This is a genomic window from Streptococcus suis (assembly GCA_002831545.1).
In the GTDB taxonomy this organism is placed as follows: Bacteria; Bacillota; Bacilli; order Lactobacillales; family Streptococcaceae; genus Streptococcus; species Streptococcus suis_P.
Map to the genome: position 1 here is coordinate 2,244,057 of CP025095.1, position 14,732 is coordinate 2,258,788.

Consider the following 14,732-nt stretch of genomic DNA (forward strand, 5'->3'; position numbering starts at 1 on the left):
GTATTAACTCGATTTTCAAAAAATATCGTTTTGAAAATCTCACGTTAAGAAAACCCTATAAAACTTGACGCTTTTAGCACGCATTCGAATCCTTTCTTAAGAGGCTATAAGCTATGGTATACGGAACAAGGAAAAATCCGTACAACTAATTCGCTTAAATGTCTACATATTATATCACATTTCTATATAAAACCTTTCCGAAACTGCACATTTTTTGGTATAATAGAGGTTGCGTTAACGCAACAAAGATAAAAGGAGGGCAAAGATATGAAACAAATTTTTCTATCAACCATGACTGATTTAGAAGAAATTCAAACCTTTGAACCAGGGGCTTGGATTAATTTGGTCAACCCCTCCCAGAGCGAGTCTATGGAAGTTGCTGAGCACTATAAAATTGACATCGCTGACCTGCGAGCACCACTCGATGCAGAAGAATCCTCTCGTATCACTGTCGAAGATGACTATACGCTCATCCTGGTCGACGTCCCAATTCTTGAAGAACGAAACAACAAGACATATTATATTACTATTCCTTTGGGAATTATTCTAACAGATGATGCGATTATCACGACTTGTTTGGAACCATTGCCACTGTTTGAGCAGTTTATCCATCGTCGTCTACGGAATTTCTTCACTTTCATGAAGTCTCGTTTCGTTTTCCAAATTCTCTACCGAAATGCTCAACTCTACTTATCAGCCCTACGGACCATTGACAGAAAGAGCGAAGAGATTGAGAAGCAACTCCATGAGGCCACTCGAAATGAAGAATTAATTGTACTCATGGAATTGGAAAAAACCATCGTCTACTTCAAGGCTTCCCTCAAAACCAACGAACGCTTGGTTAAGAAATTAGCTTCTTCTTCACGTTTACTTCGAAAATACGAAGAGGACGAAGATTTGCTGGAAGATACCTTGGTCGAGACCCAACAGGCCATTGAGATGGCAGATATCTATGGTTCTATTTTGAACTCTATGACACACGCCTTCGCATCTATCATTTCCAACAACCAGAATACCATCATGAAAACCTTGGCATTAGTGACAATCGTTCTCTCTATCCCAACCATGGTCTTCTCTGCATACGGTATGAACTTTAAGGACAACATCATTCCTTTTAACGATATTCCCTATGCTTTTTGGTGGATCATCCTCTTCGCATTTGCAATCAGCCTATCACTCACCTTCTACTTCATCCGTAAGAGATGGTTTTAACCTAAGGAGATTAACATGTCATTTACAGAAATCAACGGATTAACAAAAAAGAACCAAGAATTTATCCATATTGCGACCAACCAACTGATTAAAGATGGAAAGTCTGATAGCGAAATCAAAGAACTCTTGGAAGAAATTTTACCAACTATCATTGAAAAGCAAAAAACTGGCGTGACTGCCCGCAATCTCTATGGAGCACCAAGTGAGTGGGCTGCTAGTAAGACAATTTCTGAACAGGAAAAGAAAGACCATGTGGAATACAATGAAAATCCATGGTTGATGTGGCTCGATTCCAGTCTTTTCATGCTTGCAATTATTGCTGGTATCAATGGTTTGATGAATCTTTTTGGTCAAGGTGCCCAATATGGCTTGCTCACACTATTAGTCATTGGTTTTGGTGTCGGCGCTGGTATGTACTTTATGTATCACTTTGTTTACAGAGAACAAATTAAAACTGGGCAACGTCCTAAATTGCTGAAAGCTATCGCTTTTCTCGGACTTGCTACTCTGGCTTGGTCAGTCGTTTTCATTCTGGCAGCACTGATTCCGGCCGCATTTAACCCAGTTCTCCCTCCGCTTGTTACTATTCTTATCGGAGCTGCTGCTTTCGGTGCACGCTACCTCTTGAAAAAGAAATATAACATTCGCAATGCCATGTCCCCAGTTCAATAATAAAACAAAGCGATTGGAATATTCCAGTCGCTTTTGTTTATCTATACAGTTCAGCTATCAAATCACCCAAGAACTTTATCCGCTGTCACTTGTCTATGTAATCTGCGGAAACAGTCTATCCCCAGACTGTGCCTCGCTTTCTAACTTCTTGGCTCGGGTTGAAACAGTCCATTCAAGGACTTAATTCGCTTTCTTAATTTCGAGTTCATGAAAAAATGGTCCACTCTCGCCGTTGCGCCTTTCCAGTTTCTAGGGCGCAAGAAAAATGGTCCATACTGTTATTGCGCTTTTCCCATTTCTAGAGCGCAAGCTAAAAAGACCCATCAGGGTCTTGATTCGCCTTCTAATTTCCGAGCTCATGAAAAAACAGTCCATTCAAGGACTGTAATTCGCTTTCGTATTTTCATGCTCATGAAAAAATGACCCGTTGGGGTCATTTTTTTAATCTTCGTTTACGAATGGTAAAAGAGCCATAACGCGAGCACGTTTGATAGCTGTTGTTACTTTACGTTGGTTTTTAGCTGAAGTTCCAGTTACACGGCGTGGAAGGATTTTTCCACGTTCAGAAATGAAACGGCTAAGAAGCTCAGTATCTTTGTAATCAACATATTCAATTTTGTTAGCTGCGATATAGTCAACTTTTTTACGGCGTTTGAAACCGCCACGACGTTGTTGAGCCATGTGTGTTCTCCTTTATATTATTAATTTTTGACCTAGAATGGTAGGTCATCGTCTGATATGTCCATTGGATTGCTTGCTCCAAATGGACTTTCTTCTCGAGCGAAGTTTGGTGTAGATTGTGCAGGCGCTTGATAAGGCGAGTTATAGTCATTTCCTCCAGCAAACGAGTTGCCAGCCGAATAGCCTCCACCTTGACCTTCACGGGCAGTACGGCTTTCCAAGAGTTGGAAACTTTCTGCAACTACCTCAGTAACGTAGACACGTTGCCCTTGCTGATTGTCATAGCTACGTGTCTGGATACGACCTGTAACACCAATCAGAGCACCTTTCTTAGCCCAATTCGCCAAATTCTCAGCTTGTTGACGCCAAATGACTACGTTGATAAAGTCCGCTTCACGCTCACCGTTTTGATTTTTAAAATTGCGGTTAACCGCCAAAGTAAAAGTCGCAACAGCTTGATTAGACGGAGTATAACGAAGTTCTGCATCACGGGTCATACGACCAACCAATACTACATTATTTATCATAATCTACCTTCTTACGCGTCAAGTTTGACAATCATGTGACGAAGAATGTCGCCGTTGATTTTTGACAAACGGTCAAACTCTTTAAGAGCTTCATCGTTGTTAGCTTCAACGTTAACGATGTGGTACAAACCTTCGCGGAAATCTTTGATTTCGTATGCAAGGCGACGTTTTTCCCATGCTTTTGATTCAACGATAGTTGCACCGTTGTCAGTCAAGATAGAGTCAAAGCGTGCTACCAAAGCGTTTTTAGCTTCTTCTTCAATGTTTGGACGAATAATATAAAGAATTTCGTATTTAGCCATTGATATGTTCCTCCTTTTGGTCTAATGACTCATGGTCTAGCCACGAGTAAGTGAGGGATACTCACAGAAAATAATTATACCATAATATAGAAAATGTGCAAGTGAAAACAGTTTGCCGAAAACATTTTCACAAAAAATAAAGACTGCCCAAACAAAGGGCAGCCCTATGGATTAAGCTACAATCGCTTTTGCCACTTCTTCTGTCGTCATGCGTGAGAAATAGTGAGTTGTGTCAATTTCTTGCAATTTGGCAAGAACATCCGCATACTCGTAGCGAGTACCGACCAACAAGTCTTCGATGTCCGATACATCACCAATTCCGAAGAAATCTCCGTAAATCTTGATAGATTCGATGACTGATTTTTCAGCCTTGATGTAGGTTGTGATTTTACCAGCCGGGTAACGAACGCTGCGCTCCACAGTGTATTCTGGTGTTTGACCGTAGGTCCAATCCCAAGTCGCAAACTGGCTGTCACGAATTTCTTGGATACGAGCCAAGTCATCTTCTGACAAGACATACTCGTCCATATCTGGATATTCTTGCTTCATTTGGTTGAGGATGGCGTCCTTGAACTCCAGAACGGTCATCTTCTCTGGCAATTCGTTGTTGATATTGGTCACGCGGGCACGGACTGACTTGACACCCTTGGATTCAATCTTGTCCTTGCTAACCTTGAGGGCACTGGCTAGGACTGACATATCCACATCAAAGAGCAGGCAACCGTGGTGCATCATACGGCCTTTGGCATAGGCTTGGGCATTACCGCAGATTTTCTTGCCTTCGATTTCCAGGTCATTACGGCCGGTGAAATTGGCCTCCACACCCAGTGTTGCAAGGGTATCAATCACTGGTTTAGAGAAAGTCTTGAAGTCAAAGGCTCCCTCGTCTGCCTTGTTAGAGATAATGGTATAGTTAAGGTTGTTGAGGTCATGATAGACAGCGCCACCACCTGACAGACGGCGAACCACATGGATGCCCTTTTCGTCTGTGAATTCCTTGTTGATTTCTTCAATAGCATTCTGGTGCTTACCGATAATGATGGCAGGCTCATTGATCCAAAGGATAAAAATCTCGTCAATCTCTGTCAATTCCTTGAAAGCATAGGCTTCGAGGGCGATGTTATAGGCTGGGTCGTTGCTGTTGTTTACGATGTATTTCATGCAAAACTCCTTTATTGTTAACTAATTTTTATTATAGTGGAAACGATAACAAAAGACAAGCCCCAAGACTTGTCTTTCTACTTTATTCCACATCTGCTCCATTTGTTGCAATGACTTTTTTATACCAGTCAAATGATTTTTTCTTGGAACGTTTGAGGGTCCCCTTTCCTTCATTGTCACGGTCAACGTAGATGAAGCCGTAGCGTTTTTTCATTTCGCCCGTTCCAGCAGACACCAGGTCAATACAGCCCCAAGTGGTGTAACCTAGAAGTTCAACACCGTCTTCGACAATGGCGTCACGCATGGCTAGGACATGTTGGCGGAGATAGTCGATACGGTAGTCGTCTTCCACATAGCCGTTTTCATCTGGCGTGTCGACTGCTCCCAGACCATTTTCAACCACAAAGAGTGGTTTTTGATAGCGATCCCAGATAGAGTTGATGGTAATGCGGAAACCGAGTGGGTCAATCTGCCAGCCCCATTCTGATGCGTCTAGGTAAGGATTCTTAATGGAAGCAAAGATATTGCCTGCTGTTTTTTCCTTCTCTGCTGGATCTCCAGAGGCCACACGGCTAGAGTAGTAAGAGAAGGAAATGAAATCAACGGTGTGCTCTTTCAAGAGTGCTAGGTCTTGGTCTGTCATTTCAATTTCAATACCTGAACGCTCCCACTTCTTCTTAGCATAGTTTGGGTAGTAACCACGTGCCTGAACATCGATAAAGAAATAGTTCTCACGGTCTTCTTGCAAGCCTTCCCAAACATCACGAGGATGACAGGTGTGTGGGTAGTATTGACCTGCGGCCAACATACAGCCAACCTTGTTTTCTGGATCGATTTCATGGGCCAATTTTGTGGCAATGGCAGAAGCAACAAGCTCGTGGTGGGCTGCCTGGTATTTGACCTGCTCCACATTTTCACCTTCTTCAAAATACAGACCTGCCCCCATAAATGGTGCGTGGAGAATCATGTTGATTTCGTTGAAGGTCAGCCAGTATTTGACCAAGCCCTTGTAGCGTGTGAAGAGGGTACGGCAAAGGCGTTCGTAAAATTCAAGCATTTTGCGATTTCGCCAGCCACCGTAGGTCTCAATCAAGTGCATCGGGCAGTCAAAGTGGGTAATGGTCACCAAGGGCTCAATACCATACTTGTGGCATTCCTTGAACAAGTCCTCGTAGAATTGCAGGCCTTTTTCATTAGGTTCTAGCTCATCTCCCTTAGGGAAAATACGGGACCAGGCGATTGAAAGACGATAGGTCTTAAAGCCCATTTCACCAAAGAGGGCAATATCCTCCTTGAAATGATGATACATATCAATAGACTCCTTGGCTGGATAGAAATAACCGTCCTCAAAGTCAAACATCTTCTTACGTCCCGTGATAATGGCAGATCGGTCTTCGCCAATCGGCACAACATCGACGTTGGCAAGACCACGTCCGTCTACATCGTAAGCTCCTTCACATTGGTTGGCTGCTGTGGCACCACCCCATAAAAATCCTTTTGGAAATACTTTTGTTACTGTCATCTTTTCTCCTTTTCCTGTCCTTCTTTTTGATAGAGAGTTTCTTTATGAACGGGATCCACAATGCTTTGCAAATCGTAGTGACCGTCTTCATAAGTAAAAGTCAGTATGGCACAATTCCGCATCCGCACTTGCGGAAAATCTGTCAATACCTGTCTGAAAAATTGGGCAATGGCGGCTCCATGGCTAACTACTAAAACGGATTAATTGTCCGCTTCTTCCATAATGCCTCCAATGGTTTCTTCCATACGTTTTCGGACATCTCGATAGGATCCGCCTCCGAAGGTGACAAAATAATCACCATAGCCAATGTCTCCCTGTAAGGGAGGATTGAGGTATTCCTGTTGACCCTCGAAGGCTCCGAAATCCTGTTCTTTCAATCCTTTCAAGCGGACATAGTCCGTCCTCCCTGTAACCAATTCTGCCGTATCACAGGCCCGTTCTTGAGTGGAAGAATAAATCTTATCAAAAGAGATAGCCTGCTCTTGAAAATACCGACCAGCAGCCCGTGCTTGTTCCTTTCCTTCTTCCGTCAGGGGAGAATCACAAGCACCTTGAATCCGTCCTTGGAGGTTGAACCGTGTCTGTCCATGACGCATCAAGTAAAGATAGTTCATACTAAACCTCCCTACTTAAAGTCATAAACCTTAAAATCATGTGCGGAATCAATCAGTTTTTCAAATCTTATTTGCCCATTTTCAACAGTCAGCCGGCAAATGGCACAGTTGGGCAGGAAGACGCCTGGTGGGAAGGTGACCTCCAAAACCTGCACCAATCCCCAAATAGCTGCACCATGACTGACCATGAGGATTGGAGCAGCTGGATCGCTTTCCGCGACAGAGAGAATCGCCTCTTTGACACGACTTCCAACTGCTCGAATGTCCTCGCCTCCAAATGGCACCAAGAGGTCTTCGAAAGAACGAGCTCCAGGACGAGGCTTGGGAAGTAATTCTTCCTCTCTTGCTTCAAAAATCCCGAAGTTCATCTCCTTGAGTCCCTTGAGCTGTTGGTAGGGAGCATCCGTAACTAATTTTAGTGTATCAGTAGCCCTCTCTTGCGTGGAAGAATAGGCACTGGTAAAGACGATTCCCTGCTCCTTAAAATACTGACCAACGGCTTGGGCCTGAGCGATACCACGTTCTGTCAAGGGAGAATCCGACCAACCCTGCACTCGTTTTTGCGTATTAAAGAGGGTTTCACCATGACGCATGAGATAAATCGTTTTTGTCATAAGACCTCCTATTTTTCTGTCAATACATTTGCTCCATTGCTGGCAATGACATCTTTATACCAGTAGAATGATGCCTTCCGTGATCGGTCAAAACTGCCCTTTCCTTGATCATCCGCATCCACATAGATAAAGCCGTAGCGTTTGGACATTTCGCTGGTTGAAGCAGAAACCAGATCGATACAGCCCCAAGGGGTATAGCCCATGAGCTCCACACCATCTTCAATAGCTTCATACATTTGCTGGATGTGTTTTTCCAGGTAGGAAATACGGTAGCCATCCTCAATACTGCCGTCTGCCTCCACCTTATCCAAGGCTCCCAGACCATTTTCCACGATAAAGAGGGGAACTTGGTAACGGTCATAAAGCTTGTTGAGGGTGATACGAAGTCCGACAGGGTCAATTTGCCAGCCCCAGTCCGACGCTTCCAGATAAGGATTGGCCTCTCCTAGTATCAAATTACCTGCCGTTGCCTTGTCCTTGTCTGGAAGAGCACGGGTGATGGATGTCATATAGTAAGAAAAGCTCATGAAATCAACAGGATATTGTTTCAAAATCGCTTCGTCTCCCGGCTCGAACACGATCTGGATATTATTTTCTTTGAAGAAACGTTTCATATAACTTGGGTAGGCTCCACGCACCTGCACATCTGTATAGAAGAGATTTTCCTGGTCTTTTTTCAAGGCCGCCAAGACATCGTCTGGATTGCAGGTGGCTGCATAGTTCTCCATCCGTGCCAGCATGCAACCAACCTTGTTTTCTGGGTCAATCTCATGGGCAGCTTTTGTTGCCAAACTAGAAGCGATAAACTGATGGTGAACCGCTTGGTACATGGCTTCTAGGTCATTCTTTCCGTCTTCAAAGAGGAGACCGCCTGATAGATAACCAACCATGCCCAAAATATTGATCTCATTAAAAGTCAGCCAATACTTAACTTTACCCTGATAGCGTTTGAATACTGTCTCGGCATAGCGAACAAAGAACTCAATGACCTTACGGTTTTTCCAGCCGCCGTATTCCAGAGCAAGATGAAGAGGAAATTCATAGTGGGATAGGGTCACCAGTGGCTCGATACCATATTTATTCAGCTCATCGAAGACCGCATCATAAAAGGCCAGCCCTTCTTCATTCGGTTCTAACTCGTCTCCTTTTGGAAAAATACGAGACCAGGCAATCGACAAGCGGAAGGTCTTGAAGCCCATTTCTGCAAAGAGGGCGATGTCTTCCTTGTAGCGATGATAGAAATCAGAACCCCAACGTTTTGGGTAGAGTCCTTCTTGATCTGCCAAGGCAAATTCCACATCAGCCCGCGAGACAGGCTTACCAAAGTGACTCATATCCTTCCGCTTATCTGGATCGACCGCTATATAGGTATCGGAAGTGGCTGGACCACGACCTCCCAAATTCCAACCACCTTCATATTGGTTGGCCGCTGTCGCACCGCCCCAAAGAAATCCTTTTGGAAATTGTTTTGTCATAGCACAATACTCCTTCTGACTTTATTAGCTATATAATAGCAAAAGAACTCCATTCATTCCTACGTGATAATATGCCAAACTGATACTATTCTATGCTATTTCCAATTATCACTAATCTTAAAACATTAGATAATATCCCAATTAAAACTTGTAACAAGTGAGAGGTTTTCTCTCAATCAGTATTAGCAAAAGTAGTAGAGATTTTTTAAACCTCCATGTGTATTGATAGTCGCTTCATCAAGTCAGCTAAAAAAATCTTCTTCTCTTGCCCTACCTCAACTCCTCTGATTAGAAAGAAGAAAGCAAATATGATACTATCTTATGTTTATCTAACAATGTCTCCTGATATTCTCTTATAGAAAAACTCCTTGGACTTAGAAGAAGTCAAGGAGTTTCTCTAGTTTAAGCATTTGCCGCTTCTTCTTTTAGCAACTGTTTATCGTATGCACGAATGAATGGATAGTAAACAAGGAAGGCAACAACTGCACAAACAATTGAAACAACAATTGCACGCCAGTCAGCTGTACCAAGGAAGGCACCGATACCAACTGGAGTTGGCCATGGTACTTGAGCAACAACTGCATTGATAAGATTCAACTTCATAGAGAAGTAATACACTGTCATAGATGCAATTGGAGCAAGCATGAATGGGATTGCAAGTGCTGGATTATAGATGATTGGCAAACCAAAAATCAGTGGTTCATTGATGTTGAAAATACCCGGAACAATTGCTGCTTTACCAATCGCACTCAATTGTTCAGAACGAGCACGAGTAGCTAACCAAATACATAGCCCAAGTGTTGCACCAGAACCACCTGCAATGACAAACATATTTGAGAACTCCCCTGCAACAATCATTCGTTCACCAGCTGCATTAAGAGACATATTTGCAAGTGCAATTGGACTAACAAAAGCAAAGATGATATTTGCACCGTGAATACCTACTACCCAAAGTGCCTGAGTCAACAAGTAGATAATAACTAAACCAATCCAAGTATTTGTTAAATTTCCAACAAAGCTAAATGGAATTGCAATAACTTTAAATATATCAGTACCAAGCGCAACCAATACACCGTTCAAGAAAATTACAAAGAAGGCTACGACAAATGAAGGAATCAAAGCTGTAAATCCGCGTGATACACCCTCTGGTACTGAATCGGGCATTTTGATAACCCAATTATTTTTCACGCACATCCGATATAGCAGAACTGCCGCAACAGCCATGATGATTGCCGTAAATATACCCGTTGTACCAAAGCGTGTTACGCCACCACCCATTGCCCAACCATCAACAATTATTGCGCCTTCTTCAAGAGAGCTGACTGCCGACATCGCGCCTTCTTCAAAAATAATTTGAGGAACGGTCATGATGAAAGCAAAGAGGGATAAGAGCGCCCCATTAAGCGGAGTCAAATTAAGTTCTTCTTCCTCAGCGTAAATTTTTGTCAATTCATATCCAATAGCAAGTGCAAAATAAAGTGATAGCACCCCCATAGTAGCAGTATTAGCAACCATATAGAGTGGGGTAAATTTATCAAATGATGCCGCAAAAATATCTGCAACAACTGGCCAGAATGAAAATGCCTGTGGTAAGATACTGAAAACCAAGAACATCGAACCAACAATCGTAAATGGTACGGCAGCCATACCTGCAGCTGTGATGGCACGTACAACTTTGTAAGATGCCAGTTTACCCATTGGTCCCATCAGATATTTATCTAATAGTCCAAAGAACCCTTTTTGTTCTTCCATGAGAAGACCCTCCTAAAATTTTAAAGATATTTTCTTATTATTTGAAAACGTAGGTAGTATTTATCGGTATTTTGCTTTACCTGCTCCAACCTTTTTATATTGAGAACAACTAAAGCAAGACCTAACAACTGCAAGCCAATAACAAAGAGTTTAGCAGATGTATGGTTTGAAAAAGTTGGAAAGAGGGTTGAGATATGACCCAAAATCACTAAAACCACAATTAACCCTTGCAAGATTGCTTGTGCCCTTAATACAAATTCTGTCTTTGTCAATCGAGACTCCTCAGCACTATACAACTTAAATTGTTCTGCCGTCGCAATGATTATTGCAATCAGCATAAGCGAGGGCAGGATTAGATACAAACTTGGTTGAAATAATTGAACCAGAAGCCAGTATAGATTTGCAAAGAAGAACACTGCTAAACTATAACGAAACAGCATATAGCGATTAAAGAGCTGACTTTTGCGTTTAGACTCTTGTTTTAATTGTTCTGGTGTTTTCTGTAGCTTTTTACTTGCCATTCCCTTACTCATCCCATATCCTCTTTCTAACCAACTTTACGATACAAAGCTAACATTTCAAGCGCTACCTCACGTAAAGTCATTGTTGTCATCAAATGATCTTGCGCATGAACCATAATAATCTCTACCTTCACTTCAGTACCGCTTGCGTATTCCTGTAAGAGACCCGTTTGAGAATGGTGGGCTTCAAGCATGTCAGCATTGGCTGCTTCCAATAACTCTTCTGCCTTATCATAATCACCTTCTCTCATAGCAGCAAAAGCTTCGTGGATAACACTTCTTGCATTGCCACTACTGAGGATGATCCCAAATGCAGCCATTTGTAATTCTTCTGTATTCATATGTCACCTTCTATTCTCTTTGTAAAAAAACGTGTTTGAATGTTTCAAAATCAGGAGAGTTTATTATGTCTTTCTTGACTTCTGGTAAATCTACCAAATCTACCAATCGATTGGTAATGGTTGATAGACCTTCATTTGTATATATAGATGGACTCACTAAGAAAACCAATCTAATCTGCCCATAGTCTTCTTCCCAATATAGACCATTTTTTATAACCGCAACAGAAATCATGTGCTTTTCGCTAATGGGTTTTAGGGGGTGAGGAACAGCTATATCTTTATCAAATACCAATGTACTCAAGCTTTCACGCGCCTCAATTAATTTATAAAATTCCTGGTGATTTCCAAGACCTTCGCTCTCCAACTGTGAAATCATTTGCTTTAATAACATTTCTTTTTCAGCTGACTCAACAACTAAAAATCGTTGTTCTGAGAAGTACTGATCAAAGTATTTCTCCAAGTTACTCTCTCTTTCCACTACCTGTGTTTTTTGGAGACTAGGTCTCAAGTCCGCCAATCGTTGTTTAACTTCCTTAACTTCCTGATCTGTTAAAAAGACACTGACAGTTATAACAGGGACCTTAAACACCAAACCAGATAAGTCGATGGTTGACATTATCACATCTATCCCCTGCAACTTTTGATTATCTAAATCATAGTAACCGATGACATCTGATATGGACACCTGTTGCCCAAGTTCATTTTTAATCCTATTTTTCAGCATCTGAGCACTACCGTAGCCTGTTGCACAGATAACCAGAACATTTAATTTGTATTTTTCTTTTTGCCGTTCCAAGGAAGCCATCAAGTGTAGAGCTACATAGGCAATTTCTGACTCGGACAAGCTATAAGAGTGAAAAACTGAAAGTTCAGCCATTAGTGATTGTGTCAAATCGAAGATATCATGATAAGTTGTTTTAATATCATCAAGTAGGGGGTTATCAATATGGAGATTGTGACGGAGTCGTTCTATGAGAACCTCCAGATGTGTTAGCAAACCTTCTATCAAGGAAAAATCATGTGAAAATTGATAACCATATTCATCATCATAACGCCCTAAAACTTCAAAAAGTTCTTGGCGCAACAAGAGGCGGTCCGATGACTTCTCCACCTCTAATTGTGTTTTTGAAATCAAGTGTAGAGCAATGTAGACCACTTCTTCCTCAGGAAACCTATTCTGAGGTTCCAGTCGATGGGATAATCGCCTAGCAATCTTTGTAGCTACTGCCAATTCTTCAGCATACTTTTCCTTATCGATGGTGACAGGAGAAATTGTAAAACCTTTTTGATAGCGTTGGATAGCTAAACCTAAATGAATAACTAAATTTTGGATAATATAATCAGATAGTTTCAACTGACTATCACGACACTCATCTAAGACTACAATTGTTAGCTCTTCAAAAGATAGAGGTAAGGCTAGACTTTTATCATTGGATAAAAAATGATGGATATTCTGATAAAAATGTTCACTAAAGAAATAGTCCATGATGAAGTGACGTTTTTGACGTTCTTCACCAACCACATAGACTCCCTTATAGGGCTTGCTCTCGATGCTCAAACCATAAGAAGCAAGATGCTCCCTAATGTGCTTGAAATCATGAGACAAGGTTGATCTACTGACAAACAGCTGGTCCGCCAAATCATCAAATAAGATACATTCTTCTTCAAATATCAATTTATTCAGGATTTGTTTATGGCGATTTTCTGCATCACTATAATCCACCCCAAATACTAGTTGGTTTTCAGATAAGAAACGATGGTATTTTTCCTCATCGCTAATTCGAAGCTGATAGCCATAACCTTGTTTGGATAAAATCGCAAAACCTGTTTCTTCCTCGGATATTTCGGAAATTAATTTTTTGATATAGGTTCGGATGGTACGATCCGTATAAGAAAGATGCTCTGCCAATACTTTACTGGTTGAAAAACCATTCTGGTGCTGATAAAGATACTGTAATATCATTTTTTCCTTAGTATTTAGCATAACTAGCCTCTTTTCAAATCAATATACCATCTATGATAGCAAAGAACTAGATATTATCCAAGACCAATTTAGCCATTTTTTCAATTCCCATCGGAATTGGAATATAGGCTTGAGGTGGAATTTGGACAACTGGCTTCCCTACCTTCTTACCTGCTTCTTCAAATTGCTTAAAATGCATTTTTGTCTGCGGGCTAATCAAGTACAAGTCATACTCTGCCGCATTTATTTTTTTACCACCTTCTGGAACACCGACAGCATTCATTTCTACTGTATGCCCTTGTTCTTCCAAAAGAGTTTGTGTTTTTTTTGCAATAAGTGAAGAAGACATGCCTCCTGCACAGATAATCAAAGCTTTTACCATAGGATTTTCCTCCAACTATTTTATTATTTACTTTTGTTATGATTTTATTTTACATGAACACGCTTACATTTTCCATAGGAAGTATTTCCTTACCACTACGGAAATTTCGCTACTAAAATAAACCGCTTTTCCGCTACTCTCCAGAAACAAAAAAATAGCAACTCCGAAGAGTTGCCACTATGATGCATAAAAGAAAAGACGAGGAGGATAGTAAACTACAACCTCAGAAGATTTGAGCTGAAACTCATCCATAATCACGTCTCTCAGTTTCACATCATTGACTGTTGAAGTGACTTGATAGGTATCTCCTTTAGCACATTTGATTTTGGCTACTTGATTAAAAACACTACTATTTGCTAAATCTGGCGGATTTACCCCCTTAAATCTTACAAAGTATAGCGTAGTGTCATCCGTCTGACCAGCTGAAGTCGCTCTGATTTTCCACATATTAATCAATAAATAAACCAGAACAGCCATAACAACTACAATAACAATTATTCCAACTATAGATTCCATAATAAACCTCTTTTCCAAGATACGATACACTTACAAACAACTAGAAAAAACACTTATCTTGGTGGTTTAAAAAGGTTAAACCTTAAAAAAAGTGGTACAAATAACATGGTAATCACACTTCCAATATTTATTTGTCATCATTATATTCCTTTCACAGAAAAAGTCAAGCATTTTCAATGTTTTTCACTGTTGCTAAAAATTCTTTTATCGATGGAATAGTGCATTATTTGTAAACTAATTTATAGACCAAAATAATACCTACTAATGTTACAGATAGGCTATTAGCAATAATGAGGGCCGTATCTCCTTGAATAATACCATGGAACAACCATAAGGACATCCCTATCACAGACATCATATACATTCCTAACGAAATCGACTCTGTATCCTTTGTCTTAACTACCTTGATAACCTGAGGTACAAATCCAAAGGTAGTTAAGCAAGCTGCGATAAAACCAACCATACAATTTTCTCCTT

16 protein-coding genes and 1 pseudogene are annotated in these 14,732 nt (G+C 41.1%); 2 read left to right on the top strand and 15 right to left on the bottom strand.

The features are described 5' to 3' along the window. Positions 1 to 267: 267 nt before the first annotated feature. Positions 268 to 1,212 (top strand): magnesium transporter CorA family protein, encoded by a 945-nt coding sequence (locus CWM22_11055; GenBank protein ID AUC92395.1) that lies wholly within the window; start codon positions 268 to 270, stop codon positions 1,210 to 1,212. Between the two features lie 15 nt (positions 1,213 to 1,227). Further along, positions 1,228 to 1,884 (top strand): DUF1129 domain-containing protein, encoded by a 657-nt coding sequence (locus CWM22_11060; protein AUC92396.1) that lies wholly within the window; start codon positions 1,228 to 1,230, stop codon positions 1,882 to 1,884. Between the two features lie 441 nt (positions 1,885 to 2,325). Here the strand turns inward: CWM22_11060 and rpsR are convergent, their stop codons facing one another. The 15 genes and pseudogenes from rpsR to CWM22_11135 all read right to left on the bottom strand — a co-directional run bounded on the left by rpsR (position 2,326) and on the right by CWM22_11135 (position 14,718). Further along, complete coding sequence (gene rpsR / locus CWM22_11065; GenBank protein AUC92397.1) at positions 2,326 to 2,565, bottom strand: 30S ribosomal protein S18; 240 nt, start codon at positions 2,563 to 2,565, stop codon at positions 2,326 to 2,328. A 32-nt stretch (positions 2,566 to 2,597) separates the two neighbouring features. After that, positions 2,598 to 3,092 (bottom strand): single-stranded DNA-binding protein, encoded by a 495-nt coding sequence (locus tag CWM22_11070; protein AUC92398.1) that lies wholly within the window; start codon positions 3,090 to 3,092, stop codon positions 2,598 to 2,600. 11 nt (positions 3,093 to 3,103) lie between these two features. Next, on the bottom strand, positions 3,104 to 3,394 hold the full coding sequence (locus CWM22_11075) for a 30S ribosomal protein S6 (protein AUC92399.1): 291 nt from the start codon (positions 3,392 to 3,394) through the stop codon (positions 3,104 to 3,106). Between the two features lie 171 nt (positions 3,395 to 3,565). Then, on the bottom strand, positions 3,566 to 4,555 hold the full coding sequence (locus CWM22_11080; protein ID AUC92400.1) for a lipoate--protein ligase: 990 nt from the start codon (positions 4,553 to 4,555) through the stop codon (positions 3,566 to 3,568). Positions 4,556 to 4,637: 82 nt separating this feature from the next. Beyond that, on the bottom strand, positions 4,638 to 6,077 hold the full coding sequence (locus CWM22_11085; protein AUC92401.1) for a 6-phospho-beta-glucosidase: 1,440 nt from the start codon (positions 6,075 to 6,077) through the stop codon (positions 4,638 to 4,640). Next, a pseudogene (locus CWM22_11090) lies at positions 6,074 to 6,691 on the bottom strand (histidine phosphatase family protein). The gene CWM22_11085 and the pseudogene CWM22_11090 overlap by 4 nt, the downstream one beginning before the upstream one ends. An 11-nt stretch (positions 6,692 to 6,702) precedes the next feature. After that, positions 6,703 to 7,305, bottom strand: a complete 603-nt coding sequence (locus CWM22_11095; protein ID AUC92402.1) for a histidine phosphatase family protein — start codon at positions 7,303 to 7,305, stop codon at positions 6,703 to 6,705. An 8-nt stretch (positions 7,306 to 7,313) separates the two neighbouring features. Next, positions 7,314 to 8,780, bottom strand: a complete 1,467-nt coding sequence (locus tag CWM22_11100; GenBank protein ID AUC92403.1) for a 6-phospho-beta-glucosidase — start codon at positions 8,778 to 8,780, stop codon at positions 7,314 to 7,316. Positions 8,781 to 9,182: 402 nt separating this feature from the next. After that, a complete protein-coding gene (locus tag CWM22_11105; protein ID AUC92404.1) occupies positions 9,183 to 10,532 on the bottom strand; it encodes a PTS cellobiose transporter subunit IIC in 1,350 nt (449 codons plus the stop codon). Positions 10,533 to 10,552: 20 nt separating this feature from the next. After that, on the bottom strand, positions 10,553 to 11,065 hold the full coding sequence (locus CWM22_11110; protein AUC92405.1) for a hypothetical protein: 513 nt from the start codon (positions 11,063 to 11,065) through the stop codon (positions 10,553 to 10,555). A gap of 14 nt (positions 11,066 to 11,079) precedes the next feature. Beyond that, positions 11,080 to 11,394 (bottom strand): PTS cellobiose transporter subunit IIA, encoded by a 315-nt coding sequence (gene celC, locus CWM22_11115; GenBank protein ID AUC92406.1) that lies wholly within the window; start codon positions 11,392 to 11,394, stop codon positions 11,080 to 11,082. 10 nt (positions 11,395 to 11,404) lie between these two features. Further along, positions 11,405 to 13,378, bottom strand: coding sequence for a transcription antiterminator BglG (locus tag CWM22_11120; GenBank protein AUC92407.1), 1,974 nt, complete (start codon positions 13,376 to 13,378; stop codon positions 11,405 to 11,407). A gap of 46 nt (positions 13,379 to 13,424) precedes the next feature. Next, positions 13,425 to 13,739 (bottom strand): PTS cellobiose transporter subunit IIB, encoded by a 315-nt coding sequence (celB, locus tag CWM22_11125; protein ID AUC92408.1) that lies wholly within the window; start codon positions 13,737 to 13,739, stop codon positions 13,425 to 13,427. Between the two features lie 177 nt (positions 13,740 to 13,916). Next, complete coding sequence (locus tag CWM22_11130) at positions 13,917 to 14,255, bottom strand: hypothetical protein (GenBank protein ID AUC92409.1); 339 nt, start codon at positions 14,253 to 14,255, stop codon at positions 13,917 to 13,919. Positions 14,256 to 14,478: 223 nt separating this feature from the next. After that, positions 14,479 to 14,718, bottom strand: coding sequence for a hypothetical protein (locus CWM22_11135; GenBank protein ID AUC92410.1), 240 nt, complete (start codon positions 14,716 to 14,718; stop codon positions 14,479 to 14,481). Between the last annotated feature and the right edge of the window lie 14 nt (positions 14,719 to 14,732).

What these genes read in the sequence shown, in the direction of transcription:
- CWM22_11055 (AUC92395.1), top strand. Translation starts at nt 268, where the DNA reads ATGAAACAAATTTTTCTATCAACCATGACTGATTTAGAAGAAATTCAA.
- CWM22_11060 (AUC92396.1), top strand. Translation starts at nt 1,228, where the DNA reads ATGTCATTTACAGAAATCAACGGATTAACAAAAAAGAACCAAGAATTT.
- rpsR (AUC92397.1), bottom strand. Translation starts at nt 2,565, where the DNA reads ATGGCTCAACAACGTCGTGGCGGTTTCAAACGCCGTAAAAAAGTTGAC.
- CWM22_11070 (AUC92398.1), bottom strand. Translation starts at nt 3,092, where the DNA reads ATGATAAATAATGTAGTATTGGTTGGTCGTATGACCCGTGATGCAGAA.
- CWM22_11075 (AUC92399.1), bottom strand. Translation starts at nt 3,394, where the DNA reads ATGGCTAAATACGAAATTCTTTATATTATTCGTCCAAACATTGAAGAA.
- CWM22_11080 (AUC92400.1), bottom strand. Translation starts at nt 4,555, where the DNA reads ATGAAATACATCGTAAACAACAGCAACGACCCAGCCTATAACATCGCC.
- CWM22_11085 (AUC92401.1), bottom strand. Translation starts at nt 6,077, where the DNA reads ATGACAGTAACAAAAGTATTTCCAAAAGGATTTTTATGGGGTGGTGCC.
- CWM22_11095 (AUC92402.1), bottom strand. Translation starts at nt 7,305, where the DNA reads ATGACAAAAACGATTTATCTCATGCGTCATGGTGAAACCCTCTTTAAT.
- CWM22_11100 (AUC92403.1), bottom strand. Translation starts at nt 8,780, where the DNA reads ATGACAAAACAATTTCCAAAAGGATTTCTTTGGGGCGGTGCGACAGCG.
- CWM22_11105 (AUC92404.1), bottom strand. Translation starts at nt 10,532, where the DNA reads ATGGAAGAACAAAAAGGGTTCTTTGGACTATTAGATAAATATCTGATG.
- CWM22_11110 (AUC92405.1), bottom strand. Translation starts at nt 11,065, where the DNA reads ATGAGTAAGGGAATGGCAAGTAAAAAGCTACAGAAAACACCAGAACAA.
- celC (AUC92406.1), bottom strand. Translation starts at nt 11,394, where the DNA reads ATGAATACAGAAGAATTACAAATGGCTGCATTTGGGATCATCCTCAGT.
- CWM22_11120 (AUC92407.1), bottom strand. Translation starts at nt 13,378, where the DNA reads ATGCTAAATACTAAGGAAAAAATGATATTACAGTATCTTTATCAGCAC.
- celB (AUC92408.1), bottom strand. Translation starts at nt 13,739, where the DNA reads ATGGTAAAAGCTTTGATTATCTGTGCAGGAGGCATGTCTTCTTCACTT.
- CWM22_11130 (AUC92409.1), bottom strand. Translation starts at nt 14,255, where the DNA reads ATGGAATCTATAGTTGGAATAATTGTTATTGTAGTTGTTATGGCTGTT.
- CWM22_11135 (AUC92410.1), bottom strand. Translation starts at nt 14,718, where the DNA reads ATGGTTGGTTTTATCGCAGCTTGCTTAACTACCTTTGGATTTGTACCT.